17 protein-coding genes and 1 pseudogene are annotated in these 15,964 nt (G+C 59.6%); 9 read left to right on the forward strand and 9 right to left on the reverse strand.

What is annotated here, in order from left to right:
* Positions 1-59: 59 nt before the first annotated feature.
* The 3 genes from ASE80_RS01655 to ASE80_RS01670 form a co-directional block, all read right to left on the reverse strand.
* Positions 60-488 (reverse strand): hypothetical protein, encoded by a 429-nt coding sequence (locus tag ASE80_RS01655; RefSeq protein ID WP_056857373.1) that lies wholly within the window; start codon positions 486-488, stop codon positions 60-62.
* Positions 489-649: 161 nt separating this feature from the next.
* On the reverse strand, positions 650-940 hold the full coding sequence (locus tag ASE80_RS01660) for a hypothetical protein (RefSeq protein ID WP_056857374.1): 291 nt from the start codon (positions 938-940) through the stop codon (positions 650-652).
* Between the two features lie 190 nt (positions 941-1,130).
* Positions 1,131-1,850, reverse strand: a complete 720-nt coding sequence (locus ASE80_RS01670; RefSeq protein ID WP_056857376.1) for a hypothetical protein — start codon at positions 1,848-1,850, stop codon at positions 1,131-1,133.
* A gap of 997 nt (positions 1,851-2,847) precedes the next feature.
* On the opposite strand from ASE80_RS01670, the gene ASE80_RS29690 reads away from it, so the two are divergent.
* Positions 2,848-3,093 carry a protein L gene (locus ASE80_RS29690; RefSeq protein ID WP_082463546.1) on the forward strand — a complete coding sequence of 82 codons (246 nt, stop codon included), beginning with the start codon at positions 2,848-2,850 and terminating at the stop codon, positions 3,091-3,093.
* A gap of 122 nt (positions 3,094-3,215) precedes the next feature.
* Here the strand turns inward: ASE80_RS29690 and ASE80_RS01675 are convergent, their stop codons facing one another.
* The gene (locus ASE80_RS01675) at positions 3,216-4,655 is read right to left on the reverse strand and encodes a tyrosine-type recombinase/integrase (RefSeq protein ID WP_056857377.1); all 1,440 of its coding nucleotides are present in this window, start codon (positions 4,653-4,655) and stop codon (positions 3,216-3,218) included.
* Between the two features lie 43 nt (positions 4,656-4,698).
* Here ASE80_RS01675 and ASE80_RS29695 point away from each other — a divergent pair.
* Positions 4,699-4,890 (forward strand): annotated as a pseudogene (locus tag ASE80_RS29695) (L-aspartate oxidase); the annotation flags it as partial.
* Here the strand turns inward: ASE80_RS29695 and ASE80_RS01680 are convergent.
* Together ASE80_RS01680 and ASE80_RS01685 are read right to left on the reverse strand one after the other, a co-directional pair.
* Positions 4,859-5,305 (reverse strand): hypothetical protein, encoded by a 447-nt coding sequence (locus ASE80_RS01680; protein ID WP_056857378.1) that lies wholly within the window; start codon positions 5,303-5,305, stop codon positions 4,859-4,861. The pseudogene ASE80_RS29695 and the gene ASE80_RS01680 overlap by 32 nt on opposite strands.
* Positions 5,289-5,543, reverse strand: a complete 255-nt coding sequence (locus tag ASE80_RS01685) for an FAD assembly factor SdhE (protein ID WP_056857379.1) — start codon at positions 5,541-5,543, stop codon at positions 5,289-5,291. The genes ASE80_RS01680 and ASE80_RS01685 overlap by 17 nt, the downstream gene beginning before the upstream one ends.
* Positions 5,544-5,683: 140 nt before the next feature.
* On the opposite strand from ASE80_RS01685, the gene ygfZ reads away from it, so the two are divergent.
* Both ygfZ and ASE80_RS01695 read left to right on the forward strand, forming a co-directional pair.
* Positions 5,684-6,625, forward strand: coding sequence for a CAF17-like 4Fe-4S cluster assembly/insertion protein YgfZ (ygfZ, locus tag ASE80_RS01690; protein WP_056857380.1), 942 nt, complete (start codon positions 5,684-5,686; stop codon positions 6,623-6,625).
* A 36-nt stretch (positions 6,626-6,661) separates the two neighbouring features.
* Positions 6,662-7,483, forward strand: a complete 822-nt coding sequence (locus ASE80_RS01695; RefSeq protein ID WP_056857381.1) for an HDOD domain-containing protein — start codon at positions 6,662-6,664, stop codon at positions 7,481-7,483.
* Here the strand turns inward: ASE80_RS01695 and ASE80_RS01700 are convergent, their stop codons facing one another.
* Together ASE80_RS01700 and ASE80_RS01705 are read right to left on the reverse strand one after the other, a co-directional pair.
* Complete coding sequence (locus ASE80_RS01700) at positions 7,484-8,869, reverse strand: sensor histidine kinase (RefSeq protein WP_017137323.1); 1,386 nt, start codon at positions 8,867-8,869, stop codon at positions 7,484-7,486. It abuts the gene before it with no gap.
* Positions 8,862-9,533 carry a response regulator gene (locus ASE80_RS01705; protein WP_017137322.1) on the reverse strand — a complete coding sequence of 224 codons (672 nt, stop codon included), beginning with the start codon at positions 9,531-9,533 and terminating at the stop codon, positions 8,862-8,864. Before ASE80_RS01705 ends, ASE80_RS01700 begins: the two co-directional genes overlap by 8 nt.
* Positions 9,534-9,768: 235 nt before the next feature.
* Between ASE80_RS01705 and ASE80_RS01710 the strand changes: the two genes are divergently transcribed.
* Genes ASE80_RS01710 through ASE80_RS01730 form a run of 5 tightly spaced genes read left to right on the forward strand, consistent with a single transcriptional unit; the run spans position 9,769 to position 15,140 of the window.
* Positions 9,769-11,058 (forward strand): OprD family porin, encoded by a 1,290-nt coding sequence (locus ASE80_RS01710; RefSeq protein WP_056857382.1) that lies wholly within the window; start codon positions 9,769-9,771, stop codon positions 11,056-11,058.
* A gap of 33 nt (positions 11,059-11,091) precedes the next feature.
* Complete coding sequence (locus tag ASE80_RS01715) at positions 11,092-12,075, forward strand: Bug family tripartite tricarboxylate transporter substrate binding protein (protein WP_017137320.1); 984 nt, start codon at positions 11,092-11,094, stop codon at positions 12,073-12,075.
* 60 nt (positions 12,076-12,135) lie between these two features.
* The gene (locus ASE80_RS01720; RefSeq protein WP_056857383.1) at positions 12,136-12,594 is read left to right on the forward strand and encodes a tripartite tricarboxylate transporter TctB family protein; all 459 of its coding nucleotides are present in this window, start codon (positions 12,136-12,138) and stop codon (positions 12,592-12,594) included.
* A 1-nt stretch (position 12,595) separates the two neighbouring features.
* On the forward strand, positions 12,596-14,110 hold the full coding sequence (locus ASE80_RS01725) for a tripartite tricarboxylate transporter permease (RefSeq protein WP_056857384.1): 1,515 nt from the start codon (positions 12,596-12,598) through the stop codon (positions 14,108-14,110).
* Positions 14,103-15,140 carry an AbrB family transcriptional regulator gene (locus ASE80_RS01730; protein WP_056857647.1) on the forward strand — a complete coding sequence of 346 codons (1,038 nt, stop codon included), beginning with the start codon at positions 14,103-14,105 and terminating at the stop codon, positions 15,138-15,140. Before ASE80_RS01725 ends, ASE80_RS01730 begins: the two co-directional genes overlap by 8 nt.
* A gap of 126 nt (positions 15,141-15,266) precedes the next feature.
* Here ASE80_RS01730 and ung read toward each other — a convergent pair whose 3' ends face one another.
* On the reverse strand, positions 15,267-15,959 hold the full coding sequence (ung, locus tag ASE80_RS01735) for a uracil-DNA glycosylase (protein WP_056857385.1): 693 nt from the start codon (positions 15,957-15,959) through the stop codon (positions 15,267-15,269).
* Positions 15,960-15,964 lie beyond the last annotated feature (5 nt).

The following is a 15,964-nucleotide window of genomic DNA, read 5'->3' on the forward strand; positions in this document are numbered from 1 at the left end:
GAGATTGGTCTCCTGAAATAGAATGAAGTAGAGGTAGGTGGGCGACGTGACGGCGAGACTTAGCTGTTCTCAAGCCAATTAGCAGACGAGAAGTCGCTACGACCGTTGGCGCTACGAATGGCATTACCCATAGCTCGGTATTGGTCTTCACGGGCGTGGCGCTTAGCACGGCGACGCGCTTCGTCCAAAGGGGAGGTCTCGTAGGACCTGACGCGCTCTTCATGCTCACGAGCCTCGCGTTGGCGACTCTCAGCTTCCTGCGCTTCACGGGCCTTACGGACCTGGATGGCTCGAATGGCTTGAGGGAAGGCAGCAGCGCTCAGACCAGCGTCCAGGTACTGGCTTACGATGACTTCCTGGGCGGGCATATTGGTTCCCGCTGTGGCAATCAAGGTAGCCAGCATCACGCCCTCAGCGTAAGCACGAGCCACGACCTGACCTTGTACTTCGACAGTTTCAGGGGTTACGTTTTGGATATTCAGTTGCATGGTGTTGGGTCTCCTATTCGGAAACATTGATCAAGCCCTGCCGCATAGGCGCACGGAGACCAGAGACGAAGGAGTACGTCACTCCGGGGCCTCAGGGCTTGTCGATGTTTTCTGGATTTCAGTTAGATGGGTTTGTTGTGCCGATGGCGGACGGCGGTAAGTTAAAGCGGGGAAGTGATCGGTTGGCGAGTCAGTGGGATTCGCATAGGGGCGCGCATTACTGCATCGAGGTTCATGCTGGTTGTTGTAGTGATGGACTCAACGAATGAGACCATGACCGGATTGATCGCCTTCAGGTGTCCTATAAGTTTCTCGTAGTTCACCCCATGCTCATCGCTGGAGGTCACTTGTTCGCGGACGTGCCAGTCACGCCAAAAGGTGCGCAGGGTGATTAGCTTGGTTCGACTCGAAGGGGACGTGAAGAATGCGTTGAGCTGGGCGGCAAAGGTCATGGGCGTTGCTCCCGCTGGTGATACGGGTAGCGCTGACGCTTACGGGCCTCCCGGTAGTAGTGAAGCCTACGCTCGATGATGGCGCGGCGCTCCTCTTCAGGGACCCCGGCGAGCATGAGCTTCAGCCCCAAACAAAGTAGGTGACGCTGGCGGTTACTCAACGGCCCCAGATTTGGGGGCGTTAACGCCTTCATCGGGTCACCTCCTTAGGCCGCTTGGCTTTTGCCTTGAGGGCTTTCGTCGCGACTACCCGTAGGTTGACTTCCTCGGCGTGCTTATTCAGCCAGTCGAGACCTCGCGGCTTGACCCGCCATCCCTCCTTGTTACCGAAGTCCGTCGAGACCTTCACGAAAGCACCGACCGCAAAGCCCTGTTTCTTCGGCCTTGGGGACCCTTCAGGGCTACCAAAGCTGTCCACTGGATAGACGAACCACTTCATCTTGACCAATTCAGCAAGGGCCAAACGGGGCTGCTGTACGCCCGCCACACGGCAAGCCTCAGTCCATGTGAGACCAGCGCCACGGGCCTTCAGGTCGAGGGTCGTAGCCTTGGGCATATTAGCGTCCAAGAGGGCATCCTTCTGGCGCAGTTCACGGACGGCACTGTTACGCATGGCAACGAATGCATCTACGACCATCACATAAAAGTCCAGTGAACAGGACATCGCGTAAGCAATGGTCGCTCGCTCAGTCGCGTAGGTTCCTCGGTCAGAGCCGCCATTTTCACTATGCAGATTTGCACAGTGGTCAAAGTAGTCGCGGTCACGACCACGCCATTGAGCTGGTGGCTTTGTCAGGCCAGGAAGTGCCCTGTTGATTTCAGTTAGACTCCACAGGCCCTCGGCGTTCGGCTTGAAGGTGCGACCCTCGATAACGATGGGCAGCAGGTCGGTTGGGTTGTTGGTTAGCATAGTTGTCGGTCCTTTTTGTTTGCTATCTGAGTTCGCTCCCACGGGCAGCCGAAAGTCCCCGACAAGGGTCCACCGATGGCACAGAGAGCAAACAGAAAGTCTTTCGTGATTGTTGGCCCAGCGACGGGCGTGTGTTTGACCAGGGAATGGCTGCTGATATTTATTTCAGAATAAACCGAGCTGCCCCTGTTATTGTGAGGGTTTTTAAATCCGATTGACGGGCGACTTAGAAGCCTGTACGACTCATGAGGTCCTTACAGGAACGACTCTTGCCCAGTATGTAGCTCGATTCGGTGGCCCCAGACTTGGGGGCTCCTACTTGTGCCACTACCCGGTCACGCTTTCGACTTTCACGGAGGCGATGGTAGACCAAGTCTTAACGATCAACTTTAAGGTAACTCTTAGAGTATTCTCTTTAAGTATTATTTCTTATTAGTTTAATCTATAAAGAATACCAACTCTAAGTCCTCTTTAAGCTCTTAGAGGTCTTTAAGTTAAAAGGCCCCTGTACTGTGCGATCAGAGATAGGAGGCCCAAACCTATCAAGGGTCTACTCACACGAAGTGAACAGACAGAATCGCTACAGTGGACCTGATGCTGGTCCCGCAGATCCCGTTAAGGCTGCGCTTGGTGGTCGTGGCGTCTTGGATATTGGGCTACCTGAAAGAGGTAGCGTTGGTCACTGGACGTACACGCCTTGCCCGCAGAGGGCCACCTTGGAGGTGACCTTACGGCATCTTGGATGGGAAAGCACAATGGTGCGGTCTCTCCCTGTTATTGTGAGGGTTTTTAAATTTTCGTCGGAAATATTGCTAACGTACGCCACGTCAGCGGAGTCGCGTTGAAATAGACAATTTATAGATCCAGACTGAGTCTCTATGAAACACGTAATGGCGTAATGGTGCACCACAGGCTGCATCGCTTCACTCAGGTGGACACCGGACGGTTCAGCATGTAGATTCTTTAATGGCATTTCGCCACAACCAAGGACTGTATGATGGCAAACTACACCGATGAGTCTGTATTGAGGAAAGTAGATGGCACCGAGGCACGGTGGACCACTAAGTATTCCCCTAACGACAAAGTTCCAGTTTCAGGCATCTATCGTTGCGTAAACTGCAAGCGTGAAGTCACATGCAACGAAGGGGATGGTTTTCCGCCTCAAAACCACGATCAACATACTCCGGGCAAACCCATTTTATGGAAGCTCAACATCCGGACCAATACGACCGGAGAGCTGTGAAAGCTTGATGTAGCAACACCGAGTTAAATGTGAGGCCTTTCAGTAGGCCCTCACATCCAATCAAGTAAATGAGTTATGAGTTTTTCCGACTTCACGTAGAAAAGCTTTAGATCTTCTACATCTCAGGTCACTTGAAAGGCGGACATCAATGCGTCAGCCATACGTCCTGCCTCAACGGCACTCCCAGCCCCATACAGGTCGTAACTGATAGACCCTGAAGCGTGCCCCAAGATGGACTCAGCGGTCCCCACAGGCACCTCAGCGGCCTTCAAGGCACCGGCCAGAGAGTGACGCAATGAGTGGAAGGTCTGGGTCCGATCAGCGTTCAAGCTTAGGACATCTCGTAGCGCACCATTAAGCACGTTTGAGAACTGACCAGCGCCCAATTTGAACAGCCGGGAGTCGGAGCTATCGACAAACTCCCGGAAGGCCTGAAGGTCGAAGCCATAGGCTCCGTCAGTTAGCGGTATGACACGCAGAGCATTCTTGGTCTTGGCTGTCTTGCCATCGTTCCTATTGATGTCGATGACCCACACGCCCCCAACCTGCTTAACGTCAGCCTTGGTCAACTGCCTCAGTTCCTCAATACGGGTCCCAGTGATCACCCCAAGGGACAATGCCCAGCGCTGCCATGCGTCCACTGGTAGCGAATTGACGTGAGCCATCAGGGCCTTTACTTGATCCTGAGAGAACGCCTCACGCGAGCTGTCAGCATCCTTGGATAGCTTCAGTCCCTTATCGAAGCCCTTGGTGAGGTCGCCGTTATTCACAGCCCAATCCATCACCGTTGATAGCCGGGTCATTAGCTTATTCACAGTGGAACCTTTGCGGTCCTCAAGGAGCTTGTCCCGAAGGTTCTTCATGTCCTCCCGAGTGTGACCCCGCATGTCCAAGTCGCCCAGGATCACGCTGATAGCCTCACACGATGACTTCACGTCACGCATGGTGCTGGCCTCAATGCTGTCTTTGCGTTCCTCCATGTACAGCGCAGAAAGGGACTTGAAGGTCAAAGCTGGGGAAGCGTTTACAGATATAGGCAGGGAGAGGGCCAAAGGCGTGCCACAAGGTTCACCATTGAGGTCCTTCACGATCTCGACCAGCTTCCCTGAACGCCCCCGCATACGTTCCTGTGAGGCCTCAAGGATCTCAAGTGCCTTACTCACTGCCCGTTGCTGATTGATGCTCAGGGGCAGCTTTGCGGATGCCTTACGCAACGCCAAGTGATGCTCATCGTTGATCATCTCGTAAGCGACCAGTGAGCTGTCACCGTGTGCCATCGTCAGGTTGTACTCAGCGAACTCAATCAAGCGCTCACGGAGTTCGTCCCATGACGCCTCGGGGTTGTCCAAGTGGTAAGCCTTGAGGGTCGAGAGGATGTCGTCGGAGATGGTCATTGCGGTGGCCTTGTCGGTAGTCCTGAGTGACAGCGTGAAGAAGCCCTTAACGGTTCCTTGAGGGCGAAGGCGAAGGTAATAGCGACCAGACCGGCGATAGTGGTACGGCTTGGCGAGCGCAGTTTGTAACAGGTTTGTCCCACTTGGGGAGCGGTGGTTGACGGTCATCGGCTGAAACCCCTGTATCCATTGGGTTTAGCCTCATAGGGTCGAGTTCTACAGCAACTATAAAGTCAGCCGCGACCTGATCGAGTTGCGCAACCTGGCCCAGGTTGCCGAATTGATGATCCGCTCAGCCATGGCGCGCAAGGAAAGCCGCGGCCTGCATTACACCCTCGACTACCCGCAAATGCTGCCCGAAGCCCGCGACACTATTCTGGTGCCAGCCACCTACGGCGACTGAACTTCAGGCGTACCCGCAGGCGCCGGTGCACATCGGCGACCTGCGAGTCCATCGGTACGCAAACAGAACGCACCCACCACTCGCCCCGCGCCCGGTAGCGCAGCACCACGATCAGCGGCAAGGCCAGGCTGTCCGGGCGCAACTGCACGCTGTGCCAGCCGCGCTCGGCACTGAACAACTGCCAGCCATCTTCATCGCGGCGCAGGCCACTAATCGACGAACGGTGAGTCAGCAGGATATGACGCGGCAATACCCAGGCGGCATGGGCCAGGCATAACAGAGTGCCAAGGCTTGCGAAGGGCAAATCGATAAACAACAAGGCACCCAGCGCGAACAACTGGGCAAGCAGGTACGCCGCCAGCAACAGCCGAGAGGCCTGCCAGCGGCATTCGAAGCGATTACTTGGGCTGGACACGATCCAGAATCTTGCGAACCATGCGCTGCAGCTCCGGATCGTCAGATTCGGCGCGCTCCATGAACCAGCCGAACATGTCCTGATCTTCGCACGTCAGCAGCCGCTCATAGAGGTCGCGATCCACCTTATCGAGTGTCGAGTACACCTCTCTGGTGAACGGCACCAGCAACACATCCAGCTCCAGCATGCCACGGCGGCTGTGCCAGTAGAGGCGGTTGATTTCTACTTCTTCTACCATGGACTGCTCCTCAAATAGCGCGCAAGTATACAGGGCCGACGGCAGCGGGACACTCGGCTTTGGTCGCCCCATACGGAAACTATCCATTTGCCGGGCGCCCCTCTATGATGCACCCATGACTTTTTGACCTGCGAAGACCCATGGCCGACTCTGCATTTTTCTGCCCCCTGACACACGAAGGCGTCCTCGCCGTCCGCGGCTCTGACGCTGCCAAGTTCCTGCAAGGGCAACTGACCTGCAACCTCAATTACCTGAGCGACACCCAGGCCAGCCTCGGCGCGCGTTGTACGCAAAAAGGCCGCATGCAGTCGAGTTTTCGCATCCTGCTGCAAGGTGATGGCGTATTGCTGGCGATGGCCACCGAGCTGCTCGAACCGCAACTGGCGGACCTGAAGAAATACGCGGTGTTCTCCAAATCCAAACTCACCGACGAAAGCGCCGCCTGGGCACGCTTTGGCCTGTCGAATGCGGATCAAACCCTGGCCACCTTCGGCCTTGAGCTGCCGGCCGACACTGACAGCGTGGTGCGCACCGACACATTGATTGCCATTCGTGTCTCTGCGAACCGCGCCGAACTCTGGGTGCCTGTCCATCACGCCGAAACAGTAGGCCAACAATTGGCCAGCCAACTGCAACAAGCTGACTTGAATGCCTGGCTGCTGGGCCAGATCCGCGCCGGAATCGGGCAGGTCATGCCACAGACCCGCGAGCTGTTCATCCCGCAGATGCTCAACCTGCAAGCCGTTGGCGGCGTCAGCTTCAAAAAAGGCTGCTACACCGGCCAGGAAATCGTCGCGCGCATGCAGTACCTGGGCAAACTCAAGCGCCGCCTGTATCGCCTGAGCCTGAATGCGGCGCAGTTGCCCGAGCCAGGCACCCCGCTGTTCTCGCCCAACCATAACAGCGCGATCGGCGAAGTCGTGATCGCGGCAAAAGCTGACCAATCAATTGAACTTCTGGCCGTGCTGCAAGCCGAAGCTGCCGACAGCGGCGATGTGCACGTAGGCAGCCTGGAAGGCCCGGGCCTTAACCTGCTCGACTTGCCGTACCAACTGGATCGCGATAAAGAGATCCAGCGTTAATCGCCGTACCTTTTTGCAACACCCTAGAGAGCATGAATGAACAAGCTGGCGGAAAAAGTCCAACAGGCTTTGGTGACGGCCATCGACAACGATGACCTGGTTCTGCCGACATTACCGGAAGTGGCCTTGAACATTCGTCAGGCCGCCGAAGACCCGGATATCAGCATCAGCCACTTGAGCAAAGTGATCGGTCGCGATACCGCCCTGTCGGCGCGCCTGATCAAAGTGGTCAACAGCCCGCTGCTGCGCGCCACCCAGGAAGTCACCGACCTGCACACCGCCATCACGCGGCTGGGCACCAACTACAGCAGCAACCTGGCCATCGGCCTGGTCATGGAACAGATCTTCCACGCCCGCTCCGAAGTCGTCGAACTTAAAATGCGCGAAGTGTGGCGCCGCAGCCTGGAAGTGGCGGGCGTGAGTTATGCGCTGTGCCGCAACCATAGCCAACTCAAGCCAGACCAGGCGGCCCTCGGTGGGCTGGTGCATCAGATTGGCGTGTTGCCGATCCTCACCTACGCCGAAGACCATTACGAGCTGCTGGCCGACCCGGTCAGCCTCAACCATGTGATCGACAGCATCCACCCGTTACTGGGCGACAAACTCTTGGGTGTGTGGGATTTCCCGGAAATGCTGGCCAGGCTGCCGGGGCAGTACCTGGACCTGGAGCGCGACTCGCCACGCCTGGATTACATCGACGTGGTGCAAATCGCCGCACTATATTGCCACCGCGGCACCGCGCATCCATTGGCCAACGTAGACGTTACCAGCCTGCCGGCGCTCAAGAAACTGCGCATCGACGCCTACAGCGAGACGCTGCGTGCGGAGCTGGATGAAGCGCGCTCGATGTTCTATTGACTACCCCGCGATAAAACTCACCCGCACCTTCAACCCCGCCAATTCACCATCGTGCAGGCTGATCTGGGCCAAGTGCGCGCGGCAGATCTCGCCGACAATCGCCAGCCCCAGGCCTGAACCCATGCCCTGCTGGCTGCGGCGGTAGAAACGTTCGAAGACCCGGTCCCGCTCATCCAGCGGGATGCCTGGGCCGTCATCTTCAACTTCCAGGATCGCCGGCGCGGTCACCCGCAGAATCACGTTGCCGCCCGATGGGGTGTGGGCCAGAGCGTTATCCACCAGATTGCTCAACAGCTCATTCAACAAGGTCGGCTCACCGCGCAGCCACACCGGCTCGTCCGCTTCCAACGCCAGGGCCACGCCCCGCGCGTGGGCCAGCGGCGCCATGGCCATGCCGAGTTCCCGCGCCAGCTGGCTGAGGTCAAGCAATTGCGCACCGCCCTCGGCAATCGCCCGGGCGCCGTTTTCGATGCGTGCCAGCGACAGTAATTGGTTGGCCAAGTGGGTCAGCCGGTCAGTGCCTTGGGCCGCGGTTTCCAAGGTGCTGCGCCAGGTCGCCGGGTCGCTGCTGCGCAAGCCCAGCTCAAGCCGGGCCTTGAGCGCCGCCAGCGGAGTGCGCAGTTCGTGGGCGGCGTCGGCAATAAACTGCGCCTGGCGCTCGAACTGGCCGCGCAGGCGCTCGGTGAAGTGATTGAGCGAGCGCACCAACGGGCCGAACTCGTGTTGCACCTCCACCAGCGGCAGCGGGCGCAAATCGTCGGGCTGGCGCTCTTCCACGGCGGTGCGCAGGCGCTCCAGCGGGCGCAGCGCCGCACTCACGGCAAACCACACCAGCAACAACGCACCGACCGCCAGCATGCCCAGGCGCAGCAAAGTGTCGGCCATCAGGCTGCGGGCCATGCTTTCGCGTGCTTCGTCGGTTTCGGCCACGCGAATTTCCGCCATGCCGTTCATGTTCGGCTCCGACACCGCCTTGAGCAGGCTGACCACCCGCACATGCTGGCCCTGATACATGGCGTTGTAGAAGCGCGCCAACGCCGGGTAATCATCGGTGCGCGGCGTACCCGGCGGCGGACCAGGGAGGTTTTCGTAGCCGGAGATCAGCTTGCGATCGATGTCATTGACCTGATAGTAAATCCGCCCGGCACTGTCGTAGGCGAACGTGTCCAGCGCCACATACGGCACATTGGCGCTCAGGGTGCCATCCACCTGGGTCAACCCGGCGGCGATGGTGCGCGCCGAGGCGAGCAAGGTGCGGTCATAGGCGGTGTCGGCGGCTTCGCGGCCATTCCAGTAAGCACTCATGCCGCTGGCGAGCATCAGCACCACCAGCAACAGCGCCAGGTTCCACAATAGCCGCCAGCGCAGGCTGCTGGGCTTATGCATCGCGGGCTTCCAGCAGGTAGCCAAGGCCACGGAAGGTCACGATGGCGATGGGCTGGCCGTCGAGCTTCTTGCGCAGGCGGTGCACGTAGATTTCAATCGCGTCGGGGCTGGCTTCCTCGTCCAGGCCGAACACCTGGGAGGCCAGTTGCTCCTTGCTCATCACGCGGCCGGGCCGCGCGATCAGCGCTTCAAGCACCGCCTGCTCGCGGGACGTCAGTGTCATCAGCTCGCCACCCACGGTGAAACGCCGGGTATCCAGGTCGTAGACCAGCACGCCACACGCCTGTTGACGCTCGCCGCCCAGCACACTGCGGCGCAGCAACGCCTTGACCCGCGCTTCCAGCTCGGTCAACTCAAAAGGCTTGGCCAGGTAGTCGTCAGCGCCCAGGTTCAGGCCATGCACACGGTCTTTAACATCACTGCGCGCCGTCAACATCAACACGGGCAGATTTTTCCCACGCGCCCGCAGACGCGCCAGCACCTCAAAACCGTCCATGCGCGGCAGCCCTACATCGAGGATCACCACCGCATATTCCTCGCTGCTCAGGGCCAGGTCCGCGGCCACGCCGTCGTGCAACACGTCGACGGTCAAACCCGTGCTCTTGAGCGCTTGGGCAACACTTTCGGCGAGTTGCAGATGGTCTTCAACCAAGAGGACGCGCATGGATTTTCACCTCGTTCGGGCATGGTCGACGCCACGCTTTGGCGGGCAGTTTACAGGCGCCGCCTGCCCTGTGAAGCCCGAAAACATTGAAAGACAACTGAAAGGTTAGTGAAAGCTTCGCCCTTTAGCATCCAGCCACGGTGGGTAATGCCCGCCGAGCTACCTGATCCGTAGCGCTCGAAAAACGCCTCGAAGCGTTTTCGCCAAAATAAGAACAATAACGGAGTACATAACGATGCTGTCGACCCAGCCCCAGGCTTGCCCGCCTGTGCGTTTTTCCCGTCTTGCCAAGACCGCCCTTGCCAGTGCCACCGCCCTTGCCGGCTTTTCGCCGCTCAGCCAGGCTGCCTTCTTCGAAGACAGTAGCGCTACGCTGGAAACTCGCAACATGTACTTCAACCGCGACTTTCGCGACGGCACCAGCGCACAACAATCCAAGCGCGACGAATGGGCCCAGGGCTTCATGCTCAATCTGCAATCGGGCTACACCGACGGCACCGTCGGCTTTGGCGTGGACGCGCTGGGCATGCTTGGGGTCAAGCTCGACTCCAGCCCCGACCGCACAGGTTCTGGCTTGCTGCCCACCGATAACGGCCGCGCTGTCGACGACTACTCCAAACTCGGCCTGACCGGCAAAGTAAAGATCTCCGCCACCGAACTCAAGATCGGCGCGCTGATCCCCGAACTGCCGATCCTCAAGCCCAACGACGGCCGCATCCTGCCGCAGACCTTCAACGGTGGCCTGCTGACCTCCAAAGAATTCAAAAACCTGGTGTTTACCGGCGGCCGCCTGGATAAAGCCAAAGACCGCGATTCCACCGACTACGAAGAAATCGCCCTCAACAACAAGAACAGCCGTTTCGTCAGCGGCGCTACCGGCAAGCACTTCAACTTCGGCGGCGTGGACTACAAGTTCGCCGACAAGATCACCGGCAGCTACCACTTCGCCCAACTCGATGACGTGTACCGCCAGCACTTCCTCGGCCTGGTCGCCTCGCGCCCACTCGGCCCCGGCACCTTCGGCACCGACCTGCGCCTGGCCATCAGTGATGACACGGGCGCGGCCCATGGCGGCAAGATCGACAACACGTCCCTCAACGGCCTGTTCAGCTATGCCCTCAATGGCCATAAGCTCAGCGCCGGTTACCAGCACATGTCCGGCGACAGCGCCTTTCCCTATGTGGATGGCGCCGACCCGTACCTGGTCAACTTCGTACAGATCAACGATTTTGCCGGCGCCGAAGAACGCTCCTGGCAAGCGCGCTACGACTACGACTTCGCCAAACTGGGCATTCCCGGCCTGAGCTTCATGAGCCGTTACCTGTCGGGTGACAACATCAAGCTCAAGAACGGCGAGACCGGCAAGGAGTGGGAACGCAACAGCGAGATCCGCTACATCGTGCAAAGTGGCACGTTCAAGGATGTCGCGTTTCGCCTGCGTAACGCCACGTACCGCTCCAACTACTCGGCCCGTGATGCGGATGAAGTGCGCGTGCTGGTGAGTTACAGCCTGGCTCTTTGGTAGTCGTACCCCATAACAACAAAGACGGAGTTAAAAATGACCTATTCACTGCGTAAATTGGCCCTCGCCGCCGGCTGCATGCTGTTCGCCGGCCAACTGCTGGCCGCTGATGAGCCCAAGCGCCCGGAATGCATCGCCCCGGCCTCGCCCGGCGGTGGTTTTGACCTGACCTGCAAACTGGCGCAAAGCGCGCTGGTCAACGAGAAGCTGCTGAGCAAACCGATGCGCGTCACCTACATGCCCGGGGGCGTGGGCGCGGTGGCCTATAACGCGGTGGTAGCACAGCGCCCAGCGGACGGCGGCACATTGGTGGCCTGGTCCAGCGGTTCGCTGTTGAACCTGGCCCAGGGCAAGTTCGGCCGTTTTGATGAAAGCGCTGTGCGTTGGTTGGCAGCGGTCGGCACCAGCTACGGTGCCATCGCGGTTAAAAGCGATTCGCCCTACAAGACCCTCGACGATCTCGTCAAAGCCCTGAAGAAAGATCCGGGCAGCGTGGTGATCGGTTCCGGCGGCACCGTCGGCAGCCAGGACTGGATGCAAACCGCCCTGATTGCCAAGGCCGCCGGCATCAACCCGCGCGAGCTGCGTTATGTCGCCCTCGAAGGCGGCGGTGAAATCGCCACTGCCCTGCTCGGTGGCCACATCCAGGTGGGCAGTACCGACATCTCCGACTCCATGCCGCACATCCTCAGCGGTGACATGCGCCTGCTCGCCGTGTTCGCCGAAGAGCGCCTGGACGAGCCGGAAATGAAGAATATTCCGACCGCCAAAGAGCAAGGCTACGACATCGTCTGGCCAGTGGTCCGCGGTTTCTACCTCGGGCCAAAAGTCAGCGATGCCGACTACGCCTGGTGGAAAGAAGCGTTCGACAAACTGCTGGCCTCCGAAGAGTTCGCCAAGCTGCGTGACCAGCGTGAGCTGTTCCCGTTCGCCATGACCGGCCCGGAGCTGGACACCTACGTGAAGAAACAGGTGGCTGACTACAAAGTGCTGGCCAAAGAGTTCGGCCTGATCCAGTAATCGCCCCTCTTTTGCACGGCCGCGCCCGCTTTAACGGGCGGCGCGGCCCAGGAGTTCCACATGCTCTTACAACGCATTTTCGCCTCGGTGATGCTGCTGGTCTGCGCCGGCCTGGCACTGATGGCCTGGCCGTATCAGGCGGCGTTTTCCTACGAGCCGGTCGGCCCACGCGCCTACCCGCTGCTGATGCTTGGCCTGATGAGCCTGGGGCTGATCTACATGATCTTTCGCCCACAGCCAACCAAGCACACTGAAGAAGAACCGGCGCTGGACCGCGAAACCCTGATCAAGATCAGTATCTGCGTCGCGCTGCTGATCGTGTTCGCCGGCACTTTCGAGCCCTTGGGTTTCATCCTCAGCAGCATGCTGATCGGCATTCCGATGGCACGCCTGTATGGCGGCCGCTGGTTGCCCAGCGTGGTGATCGTCACCCTCATGGCTATCGGCCTGTACCTGCTGTTCGACAAGGCCATGGATGTACCGCTGCCCCTCGGCCTGCTTGAAGTTCTGGAGAACTGATATGGATACGTTCAGCTATTTGGGCCAGGGCTTCGGCGTTGCACTGACCCCTTACAACCTGGTGACCGCGCTGTGCGGCACCTTGATCGGCACCGTGGTCGGCCTGTTGCCAGGCCTGGGCCCGATCAACGGCGTGGCCTTGTTGATCCCCATCGCGTTCGCCTTGGGCCTGCCGCCGGAATCGGCGCTGATCCTGCTCGCGGCCGTGTACCTGGGCTGCGAATATGGCGGCCGTATCAGCTCGATCCTGCTCAACATCCCGGGCGAAGCGTCTACCGTAATGACCACCCTCGACGGCTACCCGATGGCCCGCAAGGGCCTGGCCGGTGTGGCATTGTCGCTGTCGGCATGGAGTTCGTTCATCGGCGCGTTTATCGCCACCTGCGGCATGGTGTTGTTTGCGCCGTTGCTGGCCAAATGGGCGATTGCCTTCGGCCCGGCGGAATATTTCGTACTGATGGTGTTCGCGATTGTCTGCCTGGGCGGCATGGCCGGTGACAAACCGCTGAAGACGTTTGTTGCGGCGCTGATCGGTCTTTTCCTGTCTGCCGTCGGCATCGATGCCAACAGCGGCGTGTACCGTTTTACCGGCGACAACATTCACCTCACCGACGGCATCCAGTTTGTGGTGTTGGTACTGGGCCTGTTCTCCATCAGCGAAATCCTGCTACTACTGGAAAAAACCCACCGTGGCCAGGAAGCGGTAAAAGCCACCGGGCGGATGATGTTCAACCTCAAGGAAGCCGGTGCGGTTTTTGTAGTTAACATCCGCTGCGGCCTGCTGGGTTTCATCATGGGCGTGCTGCCGGGTGCCGGTGCAACCCTCGCTTCGGCCGTTGCCTACATGACCGAAAAACGCCTGGCCGGTGCCAGCGGCAAATTCGGCCAGGGCGACATGCGCGGCCTTGCGGCGCCGGAAACTGCCATCGGTGCGTCCGCCTGCGGCGCCCTGGTGCCAATGCTCACCCTCGGCGTCCCAGGTTCGGGCACCACGGCGGTGATGATCGGCGCGCTGTCGCTGTACAACATCACACCCGGCCCACTGCTGTTCCAACAACAGCCGGACATTGTCTGGGGCCTGATCGCTTCGTTGTTTGTCGCCAACATCATGCTGGTGATCCTCAACATCCCGATGATCCGCATCTTCACGCGCATCCTCGCTGTGCCGAACTGGGCGCTGGTGCCGGTGATCGCCATCATCACCGCCATCGGTGTGTACGCGGTTCACGCCACCACCTTCGACCTGTTCCTGATGGTCGGTATCGGCATCTTCGGCTACATCCTGCGCAAGCTGGACTTCCCGCTGTCGCCGGTACTGTTGGGCTTTATCCTCGGCGGCCTGATGGAGCAGAACCTGCGCCGCGCGCTGTCGATCTCCAACGGCGCGCTGGAGATCCTCTGGTCCAGCCCGATCACCTTTGGCGTGTGGGTACTGACCGCACTGATGCTGATGTTCCCGCTGGTGCGCATCTACCGTAAACGTGCACAACAGCGTCGCGCCCTGGCCGATGTCTGAGGTCACCTTTAAACAATGGTGGGCAACACCGCTGGTCGGCCTGGCCGGCGGTTACCTGGCCAGCCTCGTCGGCTGGCCTTTGCCGTACATGGTCGGCTCGTTGCTGGCGATCATCCTGGTGCGCTGCCTCACGCCGTGGCAGTTGGCGGAGATTCCCGGCGGGCGCAAATGCGGCCAATGGGTGGTGGGCATCGGCATCGGGCTGCACTTCACGCCGGTGGTGATCGAGCAAGTGATGAGCCACTTCGGCCTGATTTTCTTCGGTGCGTTGATCACCAGCCTGTCGAGCGTGGTCGGCGTGTGGTTGATGCGCCGCAGCGGTGAAGACCGTGCCACGGCGTTCTTCTCCAGCATGCCGGGCGGTTCCGGTGAGATGGTCAACCTCGGCGCCCGCAATGGCGCAGTGCTCAGCCGTGTCGCAGCGGGGCAGAGTCTGCGGGTGCTGGTGGTGGTGCTGTGTGTGCCGGCGATCTTCAAGTATTTGCTCGAAGGCGGCACGCCGCAGTTTCACCCGGCCCCAGTCAGTTGGGGCTGGCTGGCGCTGCTGTTCCCGCTCGGCGCGCTGGTGGCTTGGGGCTGGCAGCGTTTGCGTCAGCCCAACCCGTGGCTGTTCGGGCCACTGTTGGTCAGCGCGACGGCCAGTGTTGTCTGGGACTTGCATTACGGCCTGCCGGACGGCGGCAGCCAGATCGGCCAATGGCTGATCGGCAGCGGCCTGGGCTGCCACTTCAACCGTCAGTTCTTCCGCCGTGCGCCGTCGTTCATAAGCCGTACCTTGATCGGCACCGCCTTGACCATGGCGCTTGCGACATTGGCAGCGGTGGGCTTGAGCGCGCTGACGCAGCTGGATTTGCGTTCACTCACCCTGGGCATGATGCCGGGCGGCATTGCCGAAATGAGCCTCACCGCAGAGACCTTGCAGCTGTCGGTGCCATTGGTGACGGCGATGCAGGTGATGCGTTTGTTGTTTGTGCTGTTTTTGGCGGAACCGTTGTTCAGGCACTGGAACCGCCAGCCGGAAAAAATCTGAGCCTTCACAAAATTCCAGTGTGGGAGCTGGCTTGCCTGCGATAGCGGTGGTTCAGTCAATAAATGTATTGGCTGACAGATCGTCATCGCAGGCAAGCCAGCTCCCACATTAGGTTGCGGTTAACCTTCAGGCTGGCGGCAATCGCCACTCAATCGGCGTCTCGCCATTCTGCTCAAGAAACTTGTTGGTACGGCTGAAGTGCCCACATCCCAAAAACCCGCGATACGCCGACAACGGCGACGGGTGTACCGACGTCAGCACCAGGTGCTTGGTCGCATCCACCAGCTTTTGCTTGCCCTGCGCATGAGCGCCCCACAACAGGAACACCAGGTGCGGCTGGTGCTCGCTGACCACTTCGATCACACGATCGGTAAAGAACTGCCAGCCCTTGCCCGCGTGGGCATTGGCATTCGCGCGTTCCACGGTCATGGTGGTGTTGAGCATCAGCACGCCCTGGTCGGCCCAGCTTTGCAGGCAGCCGTGGTTGGGAATGTCGATGTTCAGGTCGCGCTTGAGCTCTTTATAGATATTGACCAGTGACGGCGGCGTCGGCACGCCCGGTTGTACCGAGAAGCACAGGCCATGGGCCTGGCCGGGGCCGTGGTAGGGGTCCTGGCCGAGGATCACCACCTTGACCTTGTCCAACGGCGTAGAGTTGAGCGCGTTGAAGATCAGCGGGCCAGGCGGGTAGATCTCTTTGCCGGCGGCATGTTCCTGGCGCAGGAACTCGCGCAGTTCGGCCATGTAGGGCTTGTCGAACTCTTCCCGCAGGGCGTGTTTCCAGCTGGGTTCGAGTTTGATACGGTCGCCTTCGGTCATGGTTT

This window comes from Pseudomonas sp. Leaf15 (assembly GCF_001421425.1).
GTDB lineage: Bacteria > Pseudomonadota > Gammaproteobacteria > Pseudomonadales > Pseudomonadaceae > Aquipseudomonas > Aquipseudomonas salomonii.